Source organism: Actinomadura livida, from assembly GCF_014648675.1.
Lineage (GTDB): Bacteria > Actinomycetota > Actinomycetes > Streptosporangiales > Streptosporangiaceae > Spirillospora > Spirillospora livida.
Genome location: NZ_BMRO01000011.1, coordinates 162,316 through 179,049 on the forward strand (window position 1 = coordinate 162,316; position 16,734 = coordinate 179,049).

A 16,734-nucleotide genomic window follows, 5' to 3' on the forward strand; every position below is an offset into this window, starting at 1 on the left:
TCAGGCCCGCCGCGGCGCCCGGTGCGCCCCCGGTGCCCGGCGCGCGGCGCGGAAGGCGCGGCGTGCCTGCGGGACGTAGCGGACGGCCTCGGGCAGCAGCGGCCACACCCGGTTCCCCGCGCGGACAACCGCCGCGAACCGCCGGTAGCGGCGCTCGTCGGCGGCGCTCCACGGCAGGTCGAGCACCTCGCGCATCCGCGGGTGCAGCCCGCCGACCGTGATGAACCGGGCGACCGCGTTCAGCGGCGGCGACACCGCGCGCCACACCGGGGCGGGGACCTTCGGCGGCGCGGGCAGCCCCTTCTTGACGTAGCCGACGCCGTACCGGGCGGTCTTGTGGGGGACGATCACCTCGTCCAGCATCCGCTTCCAGTACGTCTGGAACGCCTCCCAGTCCTCCGGCATCGCCCGGTCGCTGACGCCGTACATCCGGAACCAGACCTTGGACTCGTCGTAGATCCGGCGCTTCTCGTCCTCGCCGAGCGGGCGGATGAACGTCTCGACGCCGTACAGCATGTTGTCGAGGAACGTGGCGTGCGCCCAGTAGTAGGTCTCGGGATCGAGGGCGTGGTAACGGGAGCCGTCCGGCATCGTGCCCTTGATGTCGCGGTGGTAGTCGCGCACCTGCCGGCCGGTCTCGGCGGACCGCTCCCCGCCGTACACGGTGTTGAGGATCGGGCCGGCGGACCGCTTCACCCGCGCGAAGGTCTCGGAGAAGAACACCGAGTGGTCGAGGACGCCCTGGCCGAGCTCGGGGAGCATGTTCTGCAGCACGGCCGCCCGCGGGCCCACGAGGGCCATCCGGGTGTCGCCGAAGTAGCGCCAGGTCAGCGAGCCTGGCCCGAGCGGAGCGGGGGTCCGGGTCTCTGCCTGGTCCGTCATGTGCACCGCCGGGAGTCGCAGTGAGAAGTACAGAACGACGAATATTGTAACTGTGTCGCATCCGCTCGCACGACGCGGGTGCCCGAGCCGGTTAGGGTGCCGCTATGACCTTGCACGCGACCGGAGCCGAGGGGCTGCGGGCCCGGCTGGCGGCGCCGGAGGCCGACCCCGACGACCTCGACACCCGCATCCTGGACGCCGCGCTCACCGAGTTCGAGACCTACGGGCTGCGCAGGGTCAGCGTCGAGGACGTCGCCAAGCGGGCCGGGGTCGCGCGCACCACCATCTACCGGCGGTTCAGCAACAAGGAGCAGCTGCTCCAGGCGGTGATCCTGCGGGAGTGCCGCCGGTTCCTCACCGCGATAGCCCAGGCCACCGAGGACCTCGCGTCCCCCGAGGACGCGGTCGTCGAGGGCTTCGTCACCGGCCTGCAGAGCGCCCGCACGCACCCGCTGATGACGCGCGTCCTGGAGAGCGAGCCCGAGGCGGTCATCCCGCAGCTCAGCATGAACGGCGGCGCCGTGATGCTCGCCGCCCGCGACATCCTCGCCGACCGGCTCCGCCGCGCCCGCCCGGACGACCCGCAGGACCACGACACCGTGGCCGAGGTGCTGCTGCGGCTCGCGGTCTCGCTGCTCCTCGTCCCCGGCGGGGGCCTCGCGCTGGAGGACGAGGACGCCATCCGCGCCTTCGCCCGCGACTACCTCACCCGGATGCTGCGTCCGGGCGGGGACTGACCGCCCGGTTCCCGTACCCTGGTTCGAACTTTGTTCTAGAAATGGAGGCGGGGCATGGAGGCGATCGCTCAGACGTCCTACGGGAAGGTCCGCGGCACCACACGGGACGGCGTCACCGCCTTCCTCGGCATCCCCTACGCCGCGCCGCCGTTCGGAGCGGACCGCTTCCGGGCGCCCCGCCCGCCCGAGCCGTGGGACGGCGTCCGCGACGCCGCCGAGTACGGGCCGACCGCGCCCAAGCCCGGCTACCCCCGGCCGTTCGACAAGCTCCTCCCCGACCCCGCGATTCCGGGGGAGGACTGCCTCAACCTCAACGTCTGGACGCCCTTCTTCGCGGGGGGTACAGGGGGGTCGTCCCCCCGGAACGACCCGGCGCCTGACCCGGGGGGCTCGGGCCTTCCGGTCATGGTGTGGATCCACGGCGGCGCCTTCCGCAACGGCTCCGGCGCCGTGCCGCTCTACAGCGGCCGCAACTTCGCCCGCGACGGCGCCGTCTGCGTGACGATCAACTACCGGCTCGGCGTCGAGGGCTTCGCGAACCTCCCCGGCGCGCCGCTCAACCGCGGGCTGCTCGACCAGATCGCCGCGCTGGAGTGGGTCCGCGACAACATCGCCGGCTTCGGCGGCGACCCGGACCGCGTCACGGTGTTCGGCGAGTCGGCCGGCGCGATGAGCGTCACCACGCTGCTGTCGCTCGACCTCGGGCTCTTCCGCCGCGCGGTCGCGCAGAGCGGCGCGGGCACCATCGCCCAGGACCCGTCGGACGCGCTGCTCGTCACCAAGGAGATGGCCGCCCGGCTCGGTGTCGAGGCGACCGCCGAGGCGTTCGCCGCGCTCGACCCGGCCGCGATCCTGCTCGTGCAGGCGGCCGTCGCCGCCGAGGTCGCGGCGCTGCCCGACCCCGGCCGCTGGGGCCGCACCACCGCCGCGGGCGGCATGTCGCTGACCCCGATCCTGGACGGCGAGCTGCTGACCCGCCGGCCCGAGGACGCCATCGCCGACGGCGCCGGACGGGACGTCGACCTGCTCATCGGCTACACGTCCGAGGAGTTCCGCTTCTTCCTGATGCCGACCGGCCTGGCGCGCGACCTCACCGACGAGCTCGTCGGCGCCGTCACCACCGGAATGGGCGTCCCGCCGGAACTTCCCGCCTCCTACCGCGCCCACCACCCGGACCAGACGCCCGGCGAGCTGATGGCGACGATCATCACCGACCACCTGTTCCGCGTCCCCGCCCACCGGGCCGCCGCGGGGCACGCCGCGTCGGGCGGCACCGGCGGGACGTGGATGTACGAGTTCGCGTGGCGGTCGCCCGTGCACGACCTGGGCGCCTGCCACGCGCTGGAGCTGGGCTTCGTCTTCGACACCCTGGGCGAGGGCACCGAGGGCCTGGCCGGGCCGAAGCCTCCGCAGGCCCTCGCGGACCGCATGCACCGCGCCTGGACGGACTTCGCCGCCCACGGCGACCCGGGCTGGCGGCGGTTCGACCCCTCCGCCCGCGCCGTGCAGGTCTTCGACGGCCCCGCGGACGAGGTGGTCGAGGACCCGCACGCCGAAGACCGCCGCCTCTGGGGCTAACGCACTCCCACCGGGTCCGCGGGTTTCGTCGACCTGCGGGCCCGGGGGACGTTCGTCGGGCGTGTCAGCTGCCGAGGCGCTTGCGGCCCTGGGCGCGCACGCGCTTGCGCTGCGACGGGTCGAGCATCAGGTACCCGACGAGCGGCGCCCCGAGGACGCCGAGGATGATCAGCGCGGTCAGCCACCACGGGAAGATGAACAGGGTCAGGAAGCCGACGACGACTCCGCCGATCACGAACTTTGTCTGGGTCGACATCTGGTACCTCCGTTTACGGGCCGCCCGATCTGTACAACGGCCGCCGGGCGACCGCTGTTCCACGATATGTCGCGAGTCCCCCGGATGGCCACAGTGAAGTGTCCCCGCAGGCAGCGGGTTCGATCCTCGCAGCCGTGTCGATCAGCCGTGTCGATCAGCCGCGCCGGGCTCAGATGCGCAGGGAGAGCTGACCGCCGCCCAGCGTCCGCAGGACGTCTGCGTGCAGGCGGCCGTTGGTGCACACGACGCTGCCGCCGTCCGGGCCGGGCACCCCGGACAGGTCGGTGAACATGCCGCCGGCCTCCTCCACGATGACCTGGAGCGCGGCGAGGTCCCACAGCGACACCTCGGGCTCGGCCGACACGTCGACGACCCCTTCGGCGACCATCATGTGGGACCAGAAGTCGCCGAACGCCCGCGTCCGCCACACCGACCGGGTCAGGTGGAGGAAGCGGTCGAGGCGCCCCTGCTCCTCCCAGCCGCTGAGGCTGGAGAAGGACAGTGAGGCGTCCGACAGGTCCGTCACCGACGAGACGTTCATCCTGGTGGCGCGGGTCAGGCTGCGGCCCGTCCAGGCGCCGCCGCCGCGGGCGCCCCACCAGCGCCTGTTCAGGGCGGGCGCCGACACCACCCCGACGACGACCTCGTCGTTCTCCATCAGCGCGATCAGCGTCGCCCAGACGGGCACGCCCCGCACGAAGTTCTTCGTCGCGTCGATCGGGTCGATGATCCAGCAGCGGTTCCCGTACCCGGTCCTGCCGTACTCCTCGCCGAGCACCGCGTCCCGCGGGCGGGCCCGCTTCAGCGTGCCGCGGATCTGCTCCTCGACGCTCCGGTCCGCGTCGCTGACCGGGGTCAGGTCCGGCTTGGTCTCGATGTCGAGATCGAGGGCGCGGAAACGCCTGCTCGTGATGTCGTCGGCCCCGTCCGCCAGCACATGCGCGAGACGCAGGTCATCGGAATAGCCCGCCACGGCGTGCAACGCTACCCTGATCACTCGTTCCGCAGACACACGTACCCGCGCAGTTACGGGCTTTTCGGTCGGCCGGTCGGGGCGCGCCGGGCGGAGCGGGCCGTGCCGGGGGCGCGGTGGTGGCAGCATGGGGGCCATGCCGCACGACCTTCCCGAGTGGGTGGCCGAGCTGACCGACCCGCGCAGGGCCGGGACGCTCGACGAGCTCGCCGACCGCCTCGTCCCGCTGGCCGAGCACGCCATCGACGTCTCCCGCCGGCTGCAGGCGCAGCTGAACGAGCTGAACGACCCGTTCAAGCGGGAGGCGCTCTACGGGCGGGTGGAGCGCCTGAAGGCCCGCGCGGGCGAGGCGCTCGACGAGATCACGGCGGAGATCGCCGCGTCGGGCGAGCAGCGCATCGAGCGGGTCTGGGCGGACTGGGCCGGCCGCGCGGGGCCCGGCGACCACGGCGAGCGGAAGCGCGAGCTGCAGCGCCGGCTGGACCGCGACATCGTCCCCGTGCTGTCCAGGCGGCAGCGGGACGTCGCCGAGCGGGTCGCCGAGCGCACCTCCGGGGCGCTGGAGGAGGCGACGCAGACGCTGCTGACGCGGGTGGAGCAGCTCGCCAAGGCCGTCACCGACCTGATCCACGACGTGCTGCCGCTCGCCCGGGAGGGGCTGATGCTGGCCAGCCGCATCTCGGCCCTGTCGAGCCAGGCGCGGAAGGCGGGCCGCGGACCGATCCCGGACGAGCTGAAGGACGCCGCGGCCGAGACGTCGCACGCGTTCGACGAGGCCGTCGCGCGGCTGGAGCTGGAGTGGGCGGCGCTCGGCGCCAGGTCCGCGAGCGTCCGGGCGGCGCTGCGGGGCGCGGAGGAGAGCGCGTTCAGCATGGTCACCGAGGAGATGACCCGGTGCGTCGAGGAGCTCGCGCCCGAGCACGTCAAGGCGCTCAACGAGGCCGAGGCGCGGGCGCGCAGCCTGTTCGAGGAGCCCTCGAAGGGCTAGTCGGCCGGCCGGGGGTCAGAGCGCCTGCGGGAAGCGGAACAGCCGTCCCGGGTCGTGCGCGGCCTTGACCTTGCGCAGGCGGCCGAGGTTGGGGCCGTAGTAGGCGCCGGCCCAGTCTCTGAGGTCGGGGTCGACGTAGTTCACGTAGGCGGTGCCGCGCATGTAGGGCTCCATCGACGCGTGCGTTGCGCGGAGCCAGCCCGTGTCGGGCGCCAGGTACTGGACGCAGAACAGGCCCTTGCGGTGGGGGAAGGCCGTTTCGCCCGGCCCTACGCGCGCTATCGCGCCGCCCATGGCGTCCATGAGCGCCGAGCGGTTCGCGACGTCGTTGCCCTGCTCGAAGCGGGCGAACAGGGTGCTGATCGCGTCATCGGGCAGGGGTTTGTAGGCGAGGTGGGACTTTCCGGCGTAGTCGGTCCTGGGGAAGTTCCCGCCCGGCCGCTGGCCGGGGAGGCTGCCCTGCGCGTGGCACTGCTCGACGGTCTGGCCCGCGCAGCCGCCCAGGAACTTCATCGCGTCCAGGAACGGACGGGACCGGGCGTCCGACGAGTCCGGGTCGGCGCCGATCGCGGCCGTCAGCCTGTCCATGTGGGCGCCGGCGTCCGCGAGCGCGACCCCGATGACCTCGATGGTCGGCGTCCCCGTGCCGGGGCCGGTGTCGAGGTGCAGGCTCGTCCAGACCTCGTCGGGTGCGGCCGGGGCCCAGCGCTGCCAGCCGCGGACCACCGCGGCGGCCCGCGCCCAGGGCCAGCGCAGGGAGAACGGCGTGACGTCCCCGGCCTCGTGCGTCCGGTACGTGAACGAGACCGCGACGCCGAAGTTGCCGCCGCCCCCGCCCCGGCACGCCCAGAACAGGTCGGCGTTCTCCTCCCGGTTGCAGTTCAGGATCCGCCCGTCCGCCGTGACGAGCCGCACCGACTCCAGGGCGTCGCAGGACAGCCCGTACGCGCGGGACGTCACGCCGAGCCCGCCGCCCAGCGTCAGGCCGGCCACGCCGACCGTGGGGCAGCTGCCCGAAGGGACGCTCACGCCCGCACTGGCGAGCTCGCCGTACAGGTCGATGAGCCGTGTCCCCGCGCCGACGACCGCGCGGCCGCCGTCGCGTCGAACCGCGTCCATGGGGGAGACGTCGATGACGAGTCCGGTGCCCGTCGACCAGCCCGCGTAGCTGTGCCCGCCGCTGCGCACCGCGCACGCCATCCCCTGCAACGTCGCGAACGCGATGCATTCGGCGACGTCCTGAGGGGTCTCGCAGTACGCGATGCCCGCCGGTTCGACGTCGTCGTAGCGCGGGATGTACAGCCGCCGGGCGCGGTCGTAGGCGGCGTCGGACGGGCGGATCAGGCGGCCGTCCAGGCCGCGGGCGAGGGCGTTCCAGTCGGCCGGGCCGGTCGGGCGGGGCCGGGACGGCCGGCCGCCGGTCGCGGGCGGTTCCCCGCCGGAGCAGCCGGCGGCGGCCAGGCCGCCGAGGAGCGCCGCCCTGAGCGCCGCCCGCCGGCCGATGCGCCCGGCCCCGCTTGTCAGGACGGGCTCCGCAGCGTCTTGAGGATGGTCTCGTAGTAGGGCACGCCCGCGTCCCAGTGCTTCTGGTCGCCGATCAGGACGGCCTGGTAGACGGCGCCGCCGAGCTCGAAGACCCGCACCCGCACGCGGCCGGGGATGCCGTCCCTGGTGAAGGTGAACTGCAGCTCGGCCGCCTGACCGCCCTGGTATGGGACGTCGCGCTTGAAGCTCTCCTGCTTGTAGCCGGGGTAGTCCGGGTCGTTCCGCATCTTGCGCGCCGCGTCCGCGAGGCCGTCCGCCAGATCGCCCTGGGGAGTGGAGGCGACGCGCTGGATGCTCACCCCGCGCTTGACCCCCTGGGCCGGGTCGGTGAACGTCACGTCGTCGCCGGAGCCGTCCTCCTCCCAGCCCTCGGGGACGGCCGCGACGAACGCCGACCCCCGGTACGGGCGGTACCCGTCGGGCACGCCGCCGACCTGCGAGGAGGGGGAGGAGGAGGTCGTCTCGCCGGCCCGGTTCTCGTTTCCGGAAGGCCCTTGTGAGACGAAGACCACGATCGTGACGACGGCGGCGGCCAGCGCGGCCGCGAAGACCCCCGCCGGGACGATCAGCTGCCACGGCGGGCGCCGGCGCGGAGCGCGGACGGGCGGCCCGGTGGGGGGCACGGTCGGCGGTCCGACGGGCGGCTCGACGGTCGGCGCGGCGGGTGGGGGCTGCAGCGTCACGTCGCGCGGCCCCGGGCCGGGCGGCGCGAACGCGGGCGGCTCGGGCGGCCGGGACACCGCTCCGTGCGCGACCTGGCGCAGCAGGCGCCCGGCCTCGCCGGGGCCCATGCGCTGTTCCGGGTCCTTGCGGAGGAGGCCCTGGAGCACCGGGGTCAGCGGCCCGGCGCGCTCGATCGGGTCCGGGTCGTCGGAGAGGACGGCGGCCATCACGCCCCACACGTCGGGCCGCTTGTACGGGGGGCGGCCCTCCACGGCCGCGTACAGGGTGGCGCCGAGGGACCACAGGTCCGACGCCGGGGTGGCCTTCTGGTGGCGCGCCTGCTCGGGCGCCAGGTACGCGGGCGACCCGACGATCGCCCCGGCCTGCGTGAGCGTCTCGTCGCCCGCCACGGTCGCGATGCCGAAGTCGGTGAGGACGGCGCGGCCGGGCGGCAGCAGCACGTTCCCCGGCTTCACGTCGCGGTGCACGACCCCGGCGGCGTGCGCGGCGGTGAGCGCGTCCAGGAGGTCGGCGCCGATCGCGGCGGCCCGGTCCGGCGGCAGCGGCCCCTCCCGCGCGATGACCTTGTCGAGGGAATCGGCCCGGACGAGGCTCATCACGATCCAGGGCCGCCCGTCCTCCTCCACGACGTCGTGGACGGTCACGATCCCGGGGTGGTCGAGCCGCGCCGCGGACCTCGCCTCGCGGAACGTCCGGGCGTAGGTCCGCTCGACCTGCGCGTCGTCCAGGCCCTGCGGCAGGGACACCTCCTTGACCGCGACCTCCCGGCCGAGCGTGCGGTCGCGGGCCCGCCACACGGCCCCCATCCCGCCGCGTCCGAGCACCTCCAGGAGTTCGTAGCGCCCCGCCACCATCTGGACCATGGGGCAAGACGATACCGACGCATCGCCCGGAGTTTCCGGCCTATTCGGGCTCTCCCTCCCGGCTGGCGAGCAGCCGCCGCAGCGAGTCCAGCCGGGCCCGGCTGGCGTGCCCGTCGTCCACCCAGGCGTCGAGACCGCAGTTCTCCTGGAGATGGTCGCAATGCGGCGGGCACCGCTCGGCCGCGCCCTCCGCGAGGTCCTCGAACGCGTTGATCACGTGCGCGGGGTCGACGTGCGCGAGCCCGAAGCTCCGCACGCCGGGGGTGTCGATGATCCAGCCGTCGCCGCCGGGCAGCTCCAGCGCGATCGCCGACGACGAGGTGTGCCGGCCGCGGCCGGTGACCGCGTTGACGTGGCTGACCGCCCGCTCGGCGTCCGGGACGAGCGCGTTCACCAGCGTCGACTTGCCGACGCCCGAGTGCCCGACGAGCACGCTCATGCGGCCGGACAGGTGGCCGCGCAGCTCGTCCAGGCCCGCGTCCCCCCCGCCGTCCTCCGCACCGTCCAGCCCGCCGTCCTCGCCGCGGCGCGTCACGACGTACGGGACGCCGAGCGGCGCGTACTCGGCGACCAGCGGCTCGGCGTCGGCGAGGTCGGCCTTGGTGAGGCAGAGCAGCGGGTCCATCCCGGCGTCGTAGGCGGCGACGAGCTGCCGGTCGATCATGCGGGGGCGGGGCTCGGGGTCGGCGAGGGCCGTCACGATCACGAGCTGGTCGGCGTTCGCGACGATGATCCGCTCGAACGGGTCGGTGTCGTCGGCGGTCCGGCGCAGCGACGACCGGCGCGGCTCGACGCGGACGATGCGGGCCAGGGTGTCGGGCTCGCCGGACACGTCGCCGACGAGGGCCACCCGGTCGCCCACGACGACGCCCTTGCGGCCCAGCTCGCGGGCGCGCATCGCGGTGACGCCGCGCTCGTCGTCGGTGCCCGGGTCCACCAGGCAGCGGTACCGGCCCCGGTCCACCGCGATCACGAACCCGGGGGAGGCGTCGTCGTGCGCGGGACGGCGGCGGGTGCGCGGACGCGACCCGCGGCGTCCGGGCCGGACCCGGACGTCGTCCTCGTCGTAGTCGTGCGTTCTTCTGGCCAGTGGTCCGTCCCTGCCGTCAGGCGGGCGCCAGCATCGACGCCCACGACTCCGTGAAGTTCGGAAGAGTTTTGCCCACGGTGCCCGGATTCTCCACCTCGATACCGGTAACGGCCAGTCCGAGGACGGCCGCCGCCATCACCATCCGGTGGTCGTCGTAGGTGCGGAAGACGCCGCCGCGCAGCGGCCGCGGCCGGATCTCCAGCCCGTCCGGCAGCTCGCGGACGTCGCCGCCGAGCCCGTTGATCTCGGTGACCAGGGCCGCGAGCCGGTCGGTCTCGTGGCCGCGCAGGTGCGCGATGCCCGTCAGCCGGGACGGGGAGCCGGCGAGCGCGGCGACGGCCGTGAGCACCGGCGTCAGCTCCCCGACCTCGTGCAGGTCGGCGTCCAGCCCGGAGTACGCGCCGGAGCCGCGCACGGTCAGCCCGTCCGGGCCGTGGGACACCTCGGCGCCCATCGCGGCGAGCAGCCCGCGCAGCGCGTCGCCCGGCTGCGTCGTCTCGGCCGGCCAGTCCCGCACGGTGACGCGCCCGCCGGTGACCAGCGCCGCCCCCAGGAACTGGGCCGCGTTCGACAGGTCCGGCTCGATCGCCCACTCGCCGCCGCGTAGCGGGCCCGGTGCGACCCGCCACAGGTTCCGCTCCGTCTCGACCACCGCGCCCGCCTGGCGCAGCATGTGCACCGTCATCGCCAGATGCGGCGCGGACGGCACGGGCGGCCCCTCGTGCCTGACCTCCACGCCCTTCTCGAAGCGCGGCGCGGCCAGCAGCAGGCCCGACACCAGCTGCGACGACCCGGACGCGTCGATCACCACCTGCCCGCCGTTGACCGACCCCGTCCCGTGCACGGTGAACGGCAGCGCGCCCCGCCCGCCGTCGTCGATGCGGGCGCCCAGGGCCCGCAGCGCGGTGATGATCGGGCCCATCGGCCGCTCCCGCGCCCGCGGGTCGCCGTCGATGGACACCTCGCCGGACGCGAGGGCCGCGACCGGCGGCAGGAACCGCATCACCGTCCCGGCGAGCCCCACGTCCGCGTGCGCGGGCCCGCGCAGCTCGCCCGGCCGGACCTCCCAGCCCGCGGCGTCCTCGGCGATCCCCGTGCCGAGCGCGCGGAGGGCATCGGCCATCAGCACCGTGTCTCGGCTGCGCAGCGGGCGCGTGATGCGCGCGGGCGCGTCGGCGAGCGCGGCGAGGACCAGCGCCCGGTTCGTCATCGACTTCGAACCGGGCAGCGACACGGTCGCGTCCACGGGGGCAGGGGCGACCGGGGCGAGCCAATGCGGAGTGGGCATGACCCAAGGTTATCGGCCCTGGAGAGGGGCGGCGGGCCGCTCAGCGTGGGGCGGAAAGGGGAGTCACAGGGGGATGGTCAGCAGCGTGCCGCCGGTGTCGAGCCGCACCTCGAACCGGGTGATCTCCTGCCGGGTGAGGCCCGTCCCGCCCTGCATCACCAGCGGGTTGGGCTGCTCCGGCACGCCGTAGCCCTTGTCCGGGACGCGCCAACCGGCGACGACGCTGCGCTCACCGGTCTCGGACACCGCCTCCAGGTGGCACCGCAGCGGCCCCTTGATGCCGCGCAGCTCCAGGCTGACCTGCGTGCCCCAGCCCTTGTCGACGAGCCCGACCGTGCCGGACGCGCCGGTGCGCGCGTCCGCCGCCTGGAACCGCTCGCCGGTGACGGCCACGGGCGGCGGCTGCTTCCCGGTCTCGCCGTCGTCGCCGAGCACCGTCCCGACGCCTATCCCGACGGCCAGCATCGCGGCCGCCGCCGCCCCGCCGACGGTGTAGGCCCCGCGCCGAAACCTGCGGTCCTCCCTCCGCCGGCGCCGCATCATGTCGATCACCGGTGCCGGAGGCTGGTGCGCTCCGGGGTCCGCCACCGGGGCGGGCCCGGCGGTGTCGCCGCCGAGGGCGGACAGGACGCCCGCCGTCCCCGACATCTCGGCCAGCTCCGCCTGGCACCTGCCGCACCCGTGAAGATGGGCCTCGAAGGCCCGCCGGTCGCCCTCCTCGAGAAGGCCGAGCGCGTACGCGCCGACGTCGGTGTGCTCGACCGGCGAACTCATGAGGTCACCCCCCTCTCCTCCAAGGCGACGCGCAGCGCGCGCAGCGCGTAGTAGACGCGGGACTTGACCGTGCCCACCGGGATGCCGAGGTACTCGGCCGCCTGGTTCACCGTACGGTCGCGCAGCACCGTCTCCGTCAGCGCCTGCCGGTGCGCGGGGGAGAGCGACTCCAGCGCCTCCGCCACCACGACCTTGCGCAGCAGGCCTTCCATCTCGTCCGCCATCGGCAGGTTCTCCAGGGGGCCGTCGCCGACCTCGGGCGGCCGGACCTCGCGCTGCCGCCGATTGTCGATCACGATACGCCTGGAGACCGTGGCCAGCCACGGCATCAGCGAGGATGTGCGGTCGTCGAGGCGGTCGGCGCTGCGCCACGCCCGGATCATCGTCTCCTGCACGACGTCCTCGGCCCACTGGCGGTCCCCGCCGGTGAGCCTGAGGACGAACGAGAGGAGCGGCCGATGGTACTCGCGGTAGAGCTCGGCGACGATCTCGTCGTCGCGTGCGGCCCGGCCGGCCGGGGAGGCCGGCCGCGCCGCGCCGGGGCGGCGGAGCAGGCTCCGCAACCCGCCGGTCTGGCGACCGGTCGATCCGGGAACTGCCATGGCCGGGGCGTCTCCGTGGTGGGGGTCGTCTCAAGGGGGTGAGGACGGTGGTCAACTGGCAGTACGGGACCGCCCCGGCTCTCGGTTCAACGGATTTGAGGCTCTTTTAAGGTTCTCTTCGGGAAGTCAGTGCTTGACGGCCTGCTTGACCTTCCCCGCCTGCGTCGCCGTCCCCGCCTTGACGGTCTTGCCGGCCTTCATGGCCTTCGCGGCCTGCGCGGCCGTCCCGGCCTTGACGGTCTGCCCGGCCCGCGCGGCCCGCCCCTGCTTGGACGCCCGGCCGAGCTTGAACGCGGCCCCCGCCTTCGCGCCCCCGGCCTTGAGCCCCTGCATCGCGCCGCCCCGCTTGCGGCCCTTGAGGCCGCTCGGCTTGGCGATCTTCACCGTGACCGACTTGGCGGGCTTGGCCGCCTTGGCGCCCTTGGCCGCCTTCGCGGCCTGCTTCGCGGTCTTGCGGCCGCTCTCGGCGCGGGCGATGCGCACCTGGCGGGCCGCCTCCCGGCGGGCGTCGCGCAGCGTCGCCGCGGCCTCCCGGCGCAGTGCCTTGGCCTCGGCACCGCTCTTGAGCTGCGTCTCCCGCGCGGCGCGCCGCAGCTCCGCCATCCGCGGCGGGCGGCGCGGCTCGGTCGCCACCATGAGCAGCGCGCCGAACAGGCCGGCGTTCTTCAGCAGGTGGGACCGCTCGCTGGCACGGCGTTCGGGGTCGTCCTCGGCCCAGAAGCGGTGCTCGGTCGCCAGCGCGGGCACCAGCTGCGCGGCGAGCAGCAGCGTCGTCAGCCGCCGGAACTTGCCGGTCAGCAGCAGGGCGCCGGTGCCCAGGCTGAGCGCGCCCTCCATGCGGACGAGCGTCTCGGGGTCCTTCGGCAGCCATTCGATCCGGTCGGCCACCGGCTTGACCGCGGGGCCCACCCGCTCGGCGCGCTCGCGCGGGTCCCGGACGGCCTCCAGGCCGGTCATGATGTAGGGCGCCGCCACGAACGGACGGGCCAGGGTCGTGAAGGGTCGCATGACCCGCTACATGCCCATCACGCCGCGCCTCAAGCACGGCAGGATGGGACCCATGTGCGGACGCTATGCCACGACCCGAGCGCGGCAGGAGCTGCTGGACGAGTTCCAGGTGCAGCTCGACGCCGTCGACGGGGACATCCAGCCCGACTACAACGTCGCCCCGACGAAGCAGGTTCCGGTCGTCCTGAACCGGCGCCCGAAGGACGCCCCAGAGGAGGCCGCGGCCGTCCGGCAGCTGCGGACGGTGCGCTGGGGGCTCGTCCCGTCGTGGGCCAAGGACCTGTCCATCGGCTCCCGCATGATCAACGCGCGGTTCGAGACGGTGCACGAGAAGCCGTCGTACCGCCGCGCGTTCGCGCGGCGCCGCTGCCTGCTCCCGGCCGACGGCTACTTCGAGTGGTACACCCTCCAGGACCAGGGCGGCGACGACAAGGGCTCGCCCGATCCGGCCGAGGGCGAGAAGAAGGCCAAGAAGAAGAAGCCGCAGAAGCAGCCCTACTTCATCCGCCCCAATGACGGCGCCGTCATGGCGATGGCGGGTCTCTACGAGCTGTGGAAGTCGCCCGAGGGTGGTTCCGGGGGGTCCGGGGGGTCGTCCCCCCAGATCGGGCCAGGCGAGTGGATCTGGACGTGCACGGTGATCACCACCGACGCGCCGGACGACCTCGGCCGCATCCACGACCGGATGCCGATGATCGTCGAGCCGGACCGCTGGGACGCCTGGCTCGACCCCGCGCTGACCGAGACCGAGCAGGTCCGGAGCCTGCTGGTGCCCGCGATGGCCGGGACAATGGACGCCTACCCGGTGTCAAAGGCGGTCAACAACGTGCGAAACAACGGACCGGAGCTCATAGAACCCGCGCTTTCCGGGGATAGTCCAGGCAGCAATTCCGACGGTTTGTTCTGACCGCTGCCGGGAACGCGGCGGCGGCCGGAGCCGGAGTGCAATGCCCGGGATCCCCCTGCCGGGAGGAGTTCGCAGCGTCGTGGACATCGCCGTAGCCCGCGCCCGCCTCGAGGCCATGCTCGAGGATTTGGATCGATCCATCGCCATTCTGCGCGGGGAGAGCCCCGAGCGCGACAATTCCGCCGCGGACGCCGGGGCCGGCCTCACCGCCCTCGACCGCGTGGAGGCCGCCCTGCATTCGCTGGAGCGGCACCGCGACGGCGTCGTGGCCGCCCTGGAGCGCCTCGGCGCCGGAACCTACGGCCGCTGCCTGGCCTGCGGCAAGCCCGTCCCCGAGGGCCGCCTGGAGGCCCGCCCGGACGCCGCCCGCTGCGTGACCTGCCAGGCCAAGCACGACCGGAGGCGCTAGGGCGGCCTGGCCTCACTTCCTCCTGGCGCTCGCCAGGAGGTGGATGCCCAGGGACTCGTCCGGTTCCGTGGCGTTCAGCTCGGTGCGGACCAGCCGGGGCAGCGCGCGGGGCGACTCGGCCAGCACGTGCTCGACGGTCGACGGGGACAGCACCGTGCGGGGCCGGATCCACTCCACTTCGAGCCCGGCGTCGCCGAGCAGCTCGCGGAGCTGGTGGGGCGAGAAGGAGCGGGTGATGCTGCCGTCCGGCCAGGGGATGAGGACGACCTCGGCGCTCGGCACGTCCGACAGGTGCGCCCAGTAGTTGCGCTCGGCGAGCAGCGCCATCCCGAGGGTCAGCGAGTCGACGCAGAGCAGGACCCGGCCGCCGGGGCGCAGCACGCGGGCGATCTCGGCGACCGTGCCCTCGGTGGCGAGGTGGCGGGACAGCACCCGGTTCTCGGCGATCACGGCGTCGACGGAGCCGCCGGCGAGGAACGTGAGGCTGCCGGTGTCGCCGATGATCGGGATGGTGCCGCACTTGGCGGGCGGCGCCCCGTCCGCCGCCGGACGCCCGTCGCCCCTGGTCGGGTCGAGGACCTCCAGGACCGTGTGCCGGGCCTCGGCGGCCTGGGCGGCGGACCGCCCGCCGGAGATGTCCAGCACGCGGGACGGCCGCCGCGGCAGCCACCGGGTCAGCTGGGCGGCGGCGACCGCCCAGTAGAAGGTCCAGTAGCGCGCCAGTGCGTCCCCCGCCCCCTCCCCGGAGATGTCGCGCAGACTGGCGATGGTGGGCTCGGACGTTCGCGCCGACGGCACCGGGTGCACGTTTGCTCCTGTTCTCGCCGTGTATGTCACTTCTTTCCCCGTTACCGGAGGCATCACCCTCCGTGCAGGACGCCCGCGGCGGCCCGTGTCCGCCGCGTCACCCCCGGCTGCGGGAATCGGCGGCACCCTTCCGGTGTTGCACCGTCTCACAGGCCAAACGCGGAGGTGCACACCCATGACCACAGCCGTTGCCGACCAGCAGCGGAGCCCTGGACTCGCGGCCCCGCGCGGCGACGCGCAGACACCCGCCCGCGTGGGAAGGCCGCGCGGACCGCTATCGTCTGGTGGATACGGCGTCATCGGCCTAGCCGAGGCCGGCGGCGCCACAGCCGAGGGGGTGGGTCAGGTACAGGGCACCACGGAGACCGTGGAGCAGCGCCGCGACCGGTTCCAGCGCGACGTGCTCCCGTTCTTGGACCAGCTGTATTCTGCCGCGCTGCGCATGACGCGCAACCCGGCGGACGCCGAGGATCTCGTGCAGGAGACCTTCGCCAAGGCGTTCGCGTCCTTCCACCAGTTCAAGGAAGGCACCAACCTCAAGGCGTGGCTCTACCGCATCCTGACCAACACGTTCATCAACTCCTACCGCAAGAAGCAGCGCCAGCCGCAGCAGGCCGCCACCGAGGACATCGAGGACTGGCAGATCGCGCGCGCCGCGTCGCACACGTCCAGCGGCCTCAAGTCCGCCGAGACCGAGGCGCTGGAGCACCTGCCGGACAGCGATGTGAAGCGGGCGCTGCAGGAGCTCCCGGAGGAGTTCCGCATCGCCGTCTACCTCGCCGACGTCGAGGGCTTCGCCTACAAGGAGATCGCCGAGATCATGGGCACGCCCATCGGCACGGTCATGTCCCGGTTGCACCGGGGCCGGCGCCAGTTGCGGGGCATGCTGGAGGACTACGCTGGGGAGCGCGGTCTCACGCGGACGGGCGGAGGGGCCAAGTGAGCGGGAAACGCGCCTGCCGCGTACTGCGTAGCGAGATGCCGGACACCGTGCCGTGCCGCGGCGCGGTGAACGAGAAGGGTGAGTGAGCCATGAGCTGTGGCGACCACCACGAGACCCCCTGCGACGAGGTCCTTGCGCGGGTCTACACCTATCTCGATGGCGAGCTGGACCAGGGCGGATGCGGCGAGGTGCAGCAGCACCTGGACGAATGCGGCCCTTGCCTGCGCGAGTACGGCCTCGAGGAGGCCGTCAAGAAGCTGGTGAACAAGTCCTGCGGCTGCGAGCAGGCCCCCACCGACCTGCGCGCGAAGGTGCTCGGCCGCATCGAGGAGATCTGCGGGGACATCAAGGCGTCCGGTGACGCCGAGAAGACCGGCAGCGCCTGAGCGTCGTATCGTTC

18 protein-coding genes are annotated in these 16,734 nt (G+C 73.8%); 7 read left to right on the top strand and 11 right to left on the bottom strand.

All coding sequences use genetic code 11. The features are described from left to right. Complete coding sequence (locus tag IEZ03_RS25615) at positions 1 to 882, bottom strand: oxygenase MpaB family protein (protein ID WP_184887567.1); 882 nt, start codon at positions 880 to 882, stop codon at positions 1 to 3. 104 nt (positions 883 to 986) lie between these two features. Between IEZ03_RS25615 and IEZ03_RS25620 the strand changes: the two genes are divergently transcribed. Continuing rightward, positions 987 to 1,619, top strand: coding sequence for a TetR/AcrR family transcriptional regulator (locus tag IEZ03_RS25620; protein ID WP_184887565.1), 633 nt, complete (start codon positions 987 to 989; stop codon positions 1,617 to 1,619). A gap of 54 nt (positions 1,620 to 1,673) precedes the next feature. Next, a complete protein-coding gene (locus tag IEZ03_RS25625; protein WP_184887563.1) occupies positions 1,674 to 3,197 on the top strand; it encodes a carboxylesterase/lipase family protein in 1,524 nt (507 codons plus the stop codon). 64 nt (positions 3,198 to 3,261) lie between these two features. Here IEZ03_RS25625 and IEZ03_RS25630 read toward each other — a convergent pair whose 3' ends face one another. Further along, complete coding sequence (locus IEZ03_RS25630; protein WP_184887561.1) at positions 3,262 to 3,453, bottom strand: tail-anchor membrane protein; 192 nt, start codon at positions 3,451 to 3,453, stop codon at positions 3,262 to 3,264. A 169-nt stretch (positions 3,454 to 3,622) separates the two neighbouring features. Continuing rightward, positions 3,623 to 4,426: a histidinol-phosphatase gene (gene hisN, locus IEZ03_RS25635; protein WP_184887559.1), complete on the bottom strand. Its 804-nt coding sequence runs from the start codon at positions 4,424 to 4,426 to the stop codon at positions 3,623 to 3,625. A gap of 136 nt (positions 4,427 to 4,562) precedes the next feature. Between hisN and IEZ03_RS25640 the strand changes: the two genes are divergently transcribed. Further along, positions 4,563 to 5,414 (top strand): hypothetical protein, encoded by an 852-nt coding sequence (locus IEZ03_RS25640; RefSeq protein WP_184887557.1) that lies wholly within the window; start codon positions 4,563 to 4,565, stop codon positions 5,412 to 5,414. Positions 5,415 to 5,429: 15 nt separating this feature from the next. Here IEZ03_RS25640 and IEZ03_RS25645 read toward each other — a convergent pair whose 3' ends face one another. The 7 genes from IEZ03_RS25645 to IEZ03_RS25675 all read right to left on the bottom strand — a co-directional run bounded on the left by IEZ03_RS25645 (position 5,430) and on the right by IEZ03_RS25675 (position 13,268). Next, positions 5,430 to 6,995, bottom strand: a complete 1,566-nt coding sequence (locus IEZ03_RS25645) for an FAD-binding oxidoreductase (RefSeq protein ID WP_229808593.1) — start codon at positions 6,993 to 6,995, stop codon at positions 5,430 to 5,432. Further along, on the bottom strand, positions 6,935 to 8,506 hold the full coding sequence (locus IEZ03_RS38175; RefSeq protein ID WP_229808577.1) for a serine/threonine-protein kinase: 1,572 nt from the start codon (positions 8,504 to 8,506) through the stop codon (positions 6,935 to 6,937). Before IEZ03_RS38175 ends, IEZ03_RS25645 begins: the two co-directional genes overlap by 61 nt. A 40-nt stretch (positions 8,507 to 8,546) precedes the next feature. Continuing rightward, complete coding sequence (rsgA, locus tag IEZ03_RS25655; RefSeq protein ID WP_184890846.1) at positions 8,547 to 9,596, bottom strand: ribosome small subunit-dependent GTPase A; 1,050 nt, start codon at positions 9,594 to 9,596, stop codon at positions 8,547 to 8,549. Between the two features lie 16 nt (positions 9,597 to 9,612). Then, a complete protein-coding gene (aroA, locus tag IEZ03_RS25660; protein ID WP_184887555.1) occupies positions 9,613 to 10,884 on the bottom strand; it encodes a 3-phosphoshikimate 1-carboxyvinyltransferase in 1,272 nt (423 codons plus the stop codon). A gap of 63 nt (positions 10,885 to 10,947) precedes the next feature. After that, a complete protein-coding gene (locus IEZ03_RS25665) occupies positions 10,948 to 11,658 on the bottom strand; it encodes an anti-sigma factor family protein (RefSeq protein WP_184887553.1) in 711 nt (236 codons plus the stop codon). Next, positions 11,655 to 12,260, bottom strand: coding sequence for a sigma-70 family RNA polymerase sigma factor (locus tag IEZ03_RS25670; protein WP_132054728.1), 606 nt, complete (start codon positions 12,258 to 12,260; stop codon positions 11,655 to 11,657). The genes IEZ03_RS25665 and IEZ03_RS25670 overlap by 4 nt, the downstream gene beginning before the upstream one ends. A gap of 126 nt (positions 12,261 to 12,386) precedes the next feature. Continuing rightward, positions 12,387 to 13,268 carry a DoxX family membrane protein gene (locus IEZ03_RS25675; RefSeq protein WP_184887550.1) on the bottom strand — a complete coding sequence of 294 codons (882 nt, stop codon included), beginning with the start codon at positions 13,266 to 13,268 and terminating at the stop codon, positions 12,387 to 12,389. Positions 13,269 to 13,320: 52 nt separating this feature from the next. Here IEZ03_RS25675 and IEZ03_RS25680 point away from each other — a divergent pair, with 52 nt between their 5' ends. Together IEZ03_RS25680 and IEZ03_RS25685 are read left to right on the top strand one after the other, a co-directional pair. Beyond that, entirely contained in the window at positions 13,321 to 14,175 is an 855-nt protein-coding gene (locus tag IEZ03_RS25680) for an SOS response-associated peptidase (protein ID WP_184887548.1), read from the top strand. Between the two features lie 79 nt (positions 14,176 to 14,254). Next, entirely contained in the window at positions 14,255 to 14,584 is a 330-nt protein-coding gene (locus tag IEZ03_RS25685; RefSeq protein WP_184887546.1) for a TraR/DksA family transcriptional regulator, read from the top strand. Between the two features lie 12 nt (positions 14,585 to 14,596). Here the strand turns inward: IEZ03_RS25685 and IEZ03_RS25690 are convergent, their stop codons facing one another. After that, positions 14,597 to 15,445, bottom strand: coding sequence for a class I SAM-dependent methyltransferase (locus tag IEZ03_RS25690; protein ID WP_184887544.1), 849 nt, complete (start codon positions 15,443 to 15,445; stop codon positions 14,597 to 14,599). Between the two features lie 199 nt (positions 15,446 to 15,644). Between IEZ03_RS25690 and IEZ03_RS25695 the strand changes: the two genes are divergently transcribed. Together IEZ03_RS25695 and rsrA are read left to right on the top strand one after the other, a co-directional pair. Next, entirely contained in the window at positions 15,645 to 16,334 is a 690-nt protein-coding gene (locus IEZ03_RS25695; protein ID WP_229808594.1) for a sigma-70 family RNA polymerase sigma factor, read from the top strand. Positions 16,335 to 16,423: 89 nt separating this feature from the next. Then, a complete protein-coding gene (gene rsrA, locus IEZ03_RS25700) occupies positions 16,424 to 16,720 on the top strand; it encodes a mycothiol system anti-sigma-R factor (RefSeq protein ID WP_132045784.1) in 297 nt (98 codons plus the stop codon). Positions 16,721 to 16,734: the final 14 nt, after the last annotated feature.

Bases quoted from the DNA above. Each gene is read 5' to 3' on its own strand.
- IEZ03_RS25690 (WP_184887544.1), bottom strand. From the start codon at position 15,445: ATGCCTCCGGTAACGGGGAAAGAAGTGACATACACGGCGAGAACAGGA.
- IEZ03_RS25615 (WP_184887567.1), bottom strand. From the start codon at position 882: ATGACGGACCAGGCAGAGACCCGGACCCCCGCTCCGCTCGGGCCAGGC.
- IEZ03_RS25640 (WP_184887557.1), top strand. From the start codon at position 4,563: ATGCCGCACGACCTTCCCGAGTGGGTGGCCGAGCTGACCGACCCGCGC.
- IEZ03_RS25675 (WP_184887550.1), bottom strand. From the start codon at position 13,268: ATGCGACCCTTCACGACCCTGGCCCGTCCGTTCGTGGCGGCGCCCTAC.
- aroA (WP_184887555.1), bottom strand. From the start codon at position 10,884: ATGCCCACTCCGCATTGGCTCGCCCCGGTCGCCCCTGCCCCCGTGGAC.
- IEZ03_RS25625 (WP_184887563.1), top strand. From the start codon at position 1,674: ATGGAGGCGATCGCTCAGACGTCCTACGGGAAGGTCCGCGGCACCACA.
- IEZ03_RS25665 (WP_184887553.1), bottom strand. From the start codon at position 11,658: ATGAGTTCGCCGGTCGAGCACACCGACGTCGGCGCGTACGCGCTCGGC.
- IEZ03_RS25680 (WP_184887548.1), top strand. From the start codon at position 13,321: ATGTGCGGACGCTATGCCACGACCCGAGCGCGGCAGGAGCTGCTGGAC.
- IEZ03_RS25670 (WP_132054728.1), bottom strand. From the start codon at position 12,260: ATGGCAGTTCCCGGATCGACCGGTCGCCAGACCGGCGGGTTGCGGAGC.
- IEZ03_RS25630 (WP_184887561.1), bottom strand. From the start codon at position 3,453: ATGTCGACCCAGACAAAGTTCGTGATCGGCGGAGTCGTCGTCGGCTTC.
- rsrA (WP_132045784.1), top strand. From the start codon at position 16,424: ATGAGCTGTGGCGACCACCACGAGACCCCCTGCGACGAGGTCCTTGCG.
- IEZ03_RS38175 (WP_229808577.1), bottom strand. From the start codon at position 8,506: ATGGTCCAGATGGTGGCGGGGCGCTACGAACTCCTGGAGGTGCTCGGA.
- IEZ03_RS25620 (WP_184887565.1), top strand. From the start codon at position 987: ATGACCTTGCACGCGACCGGAGCCGAGGGGCTGCGGGCCCGGCTGGCG.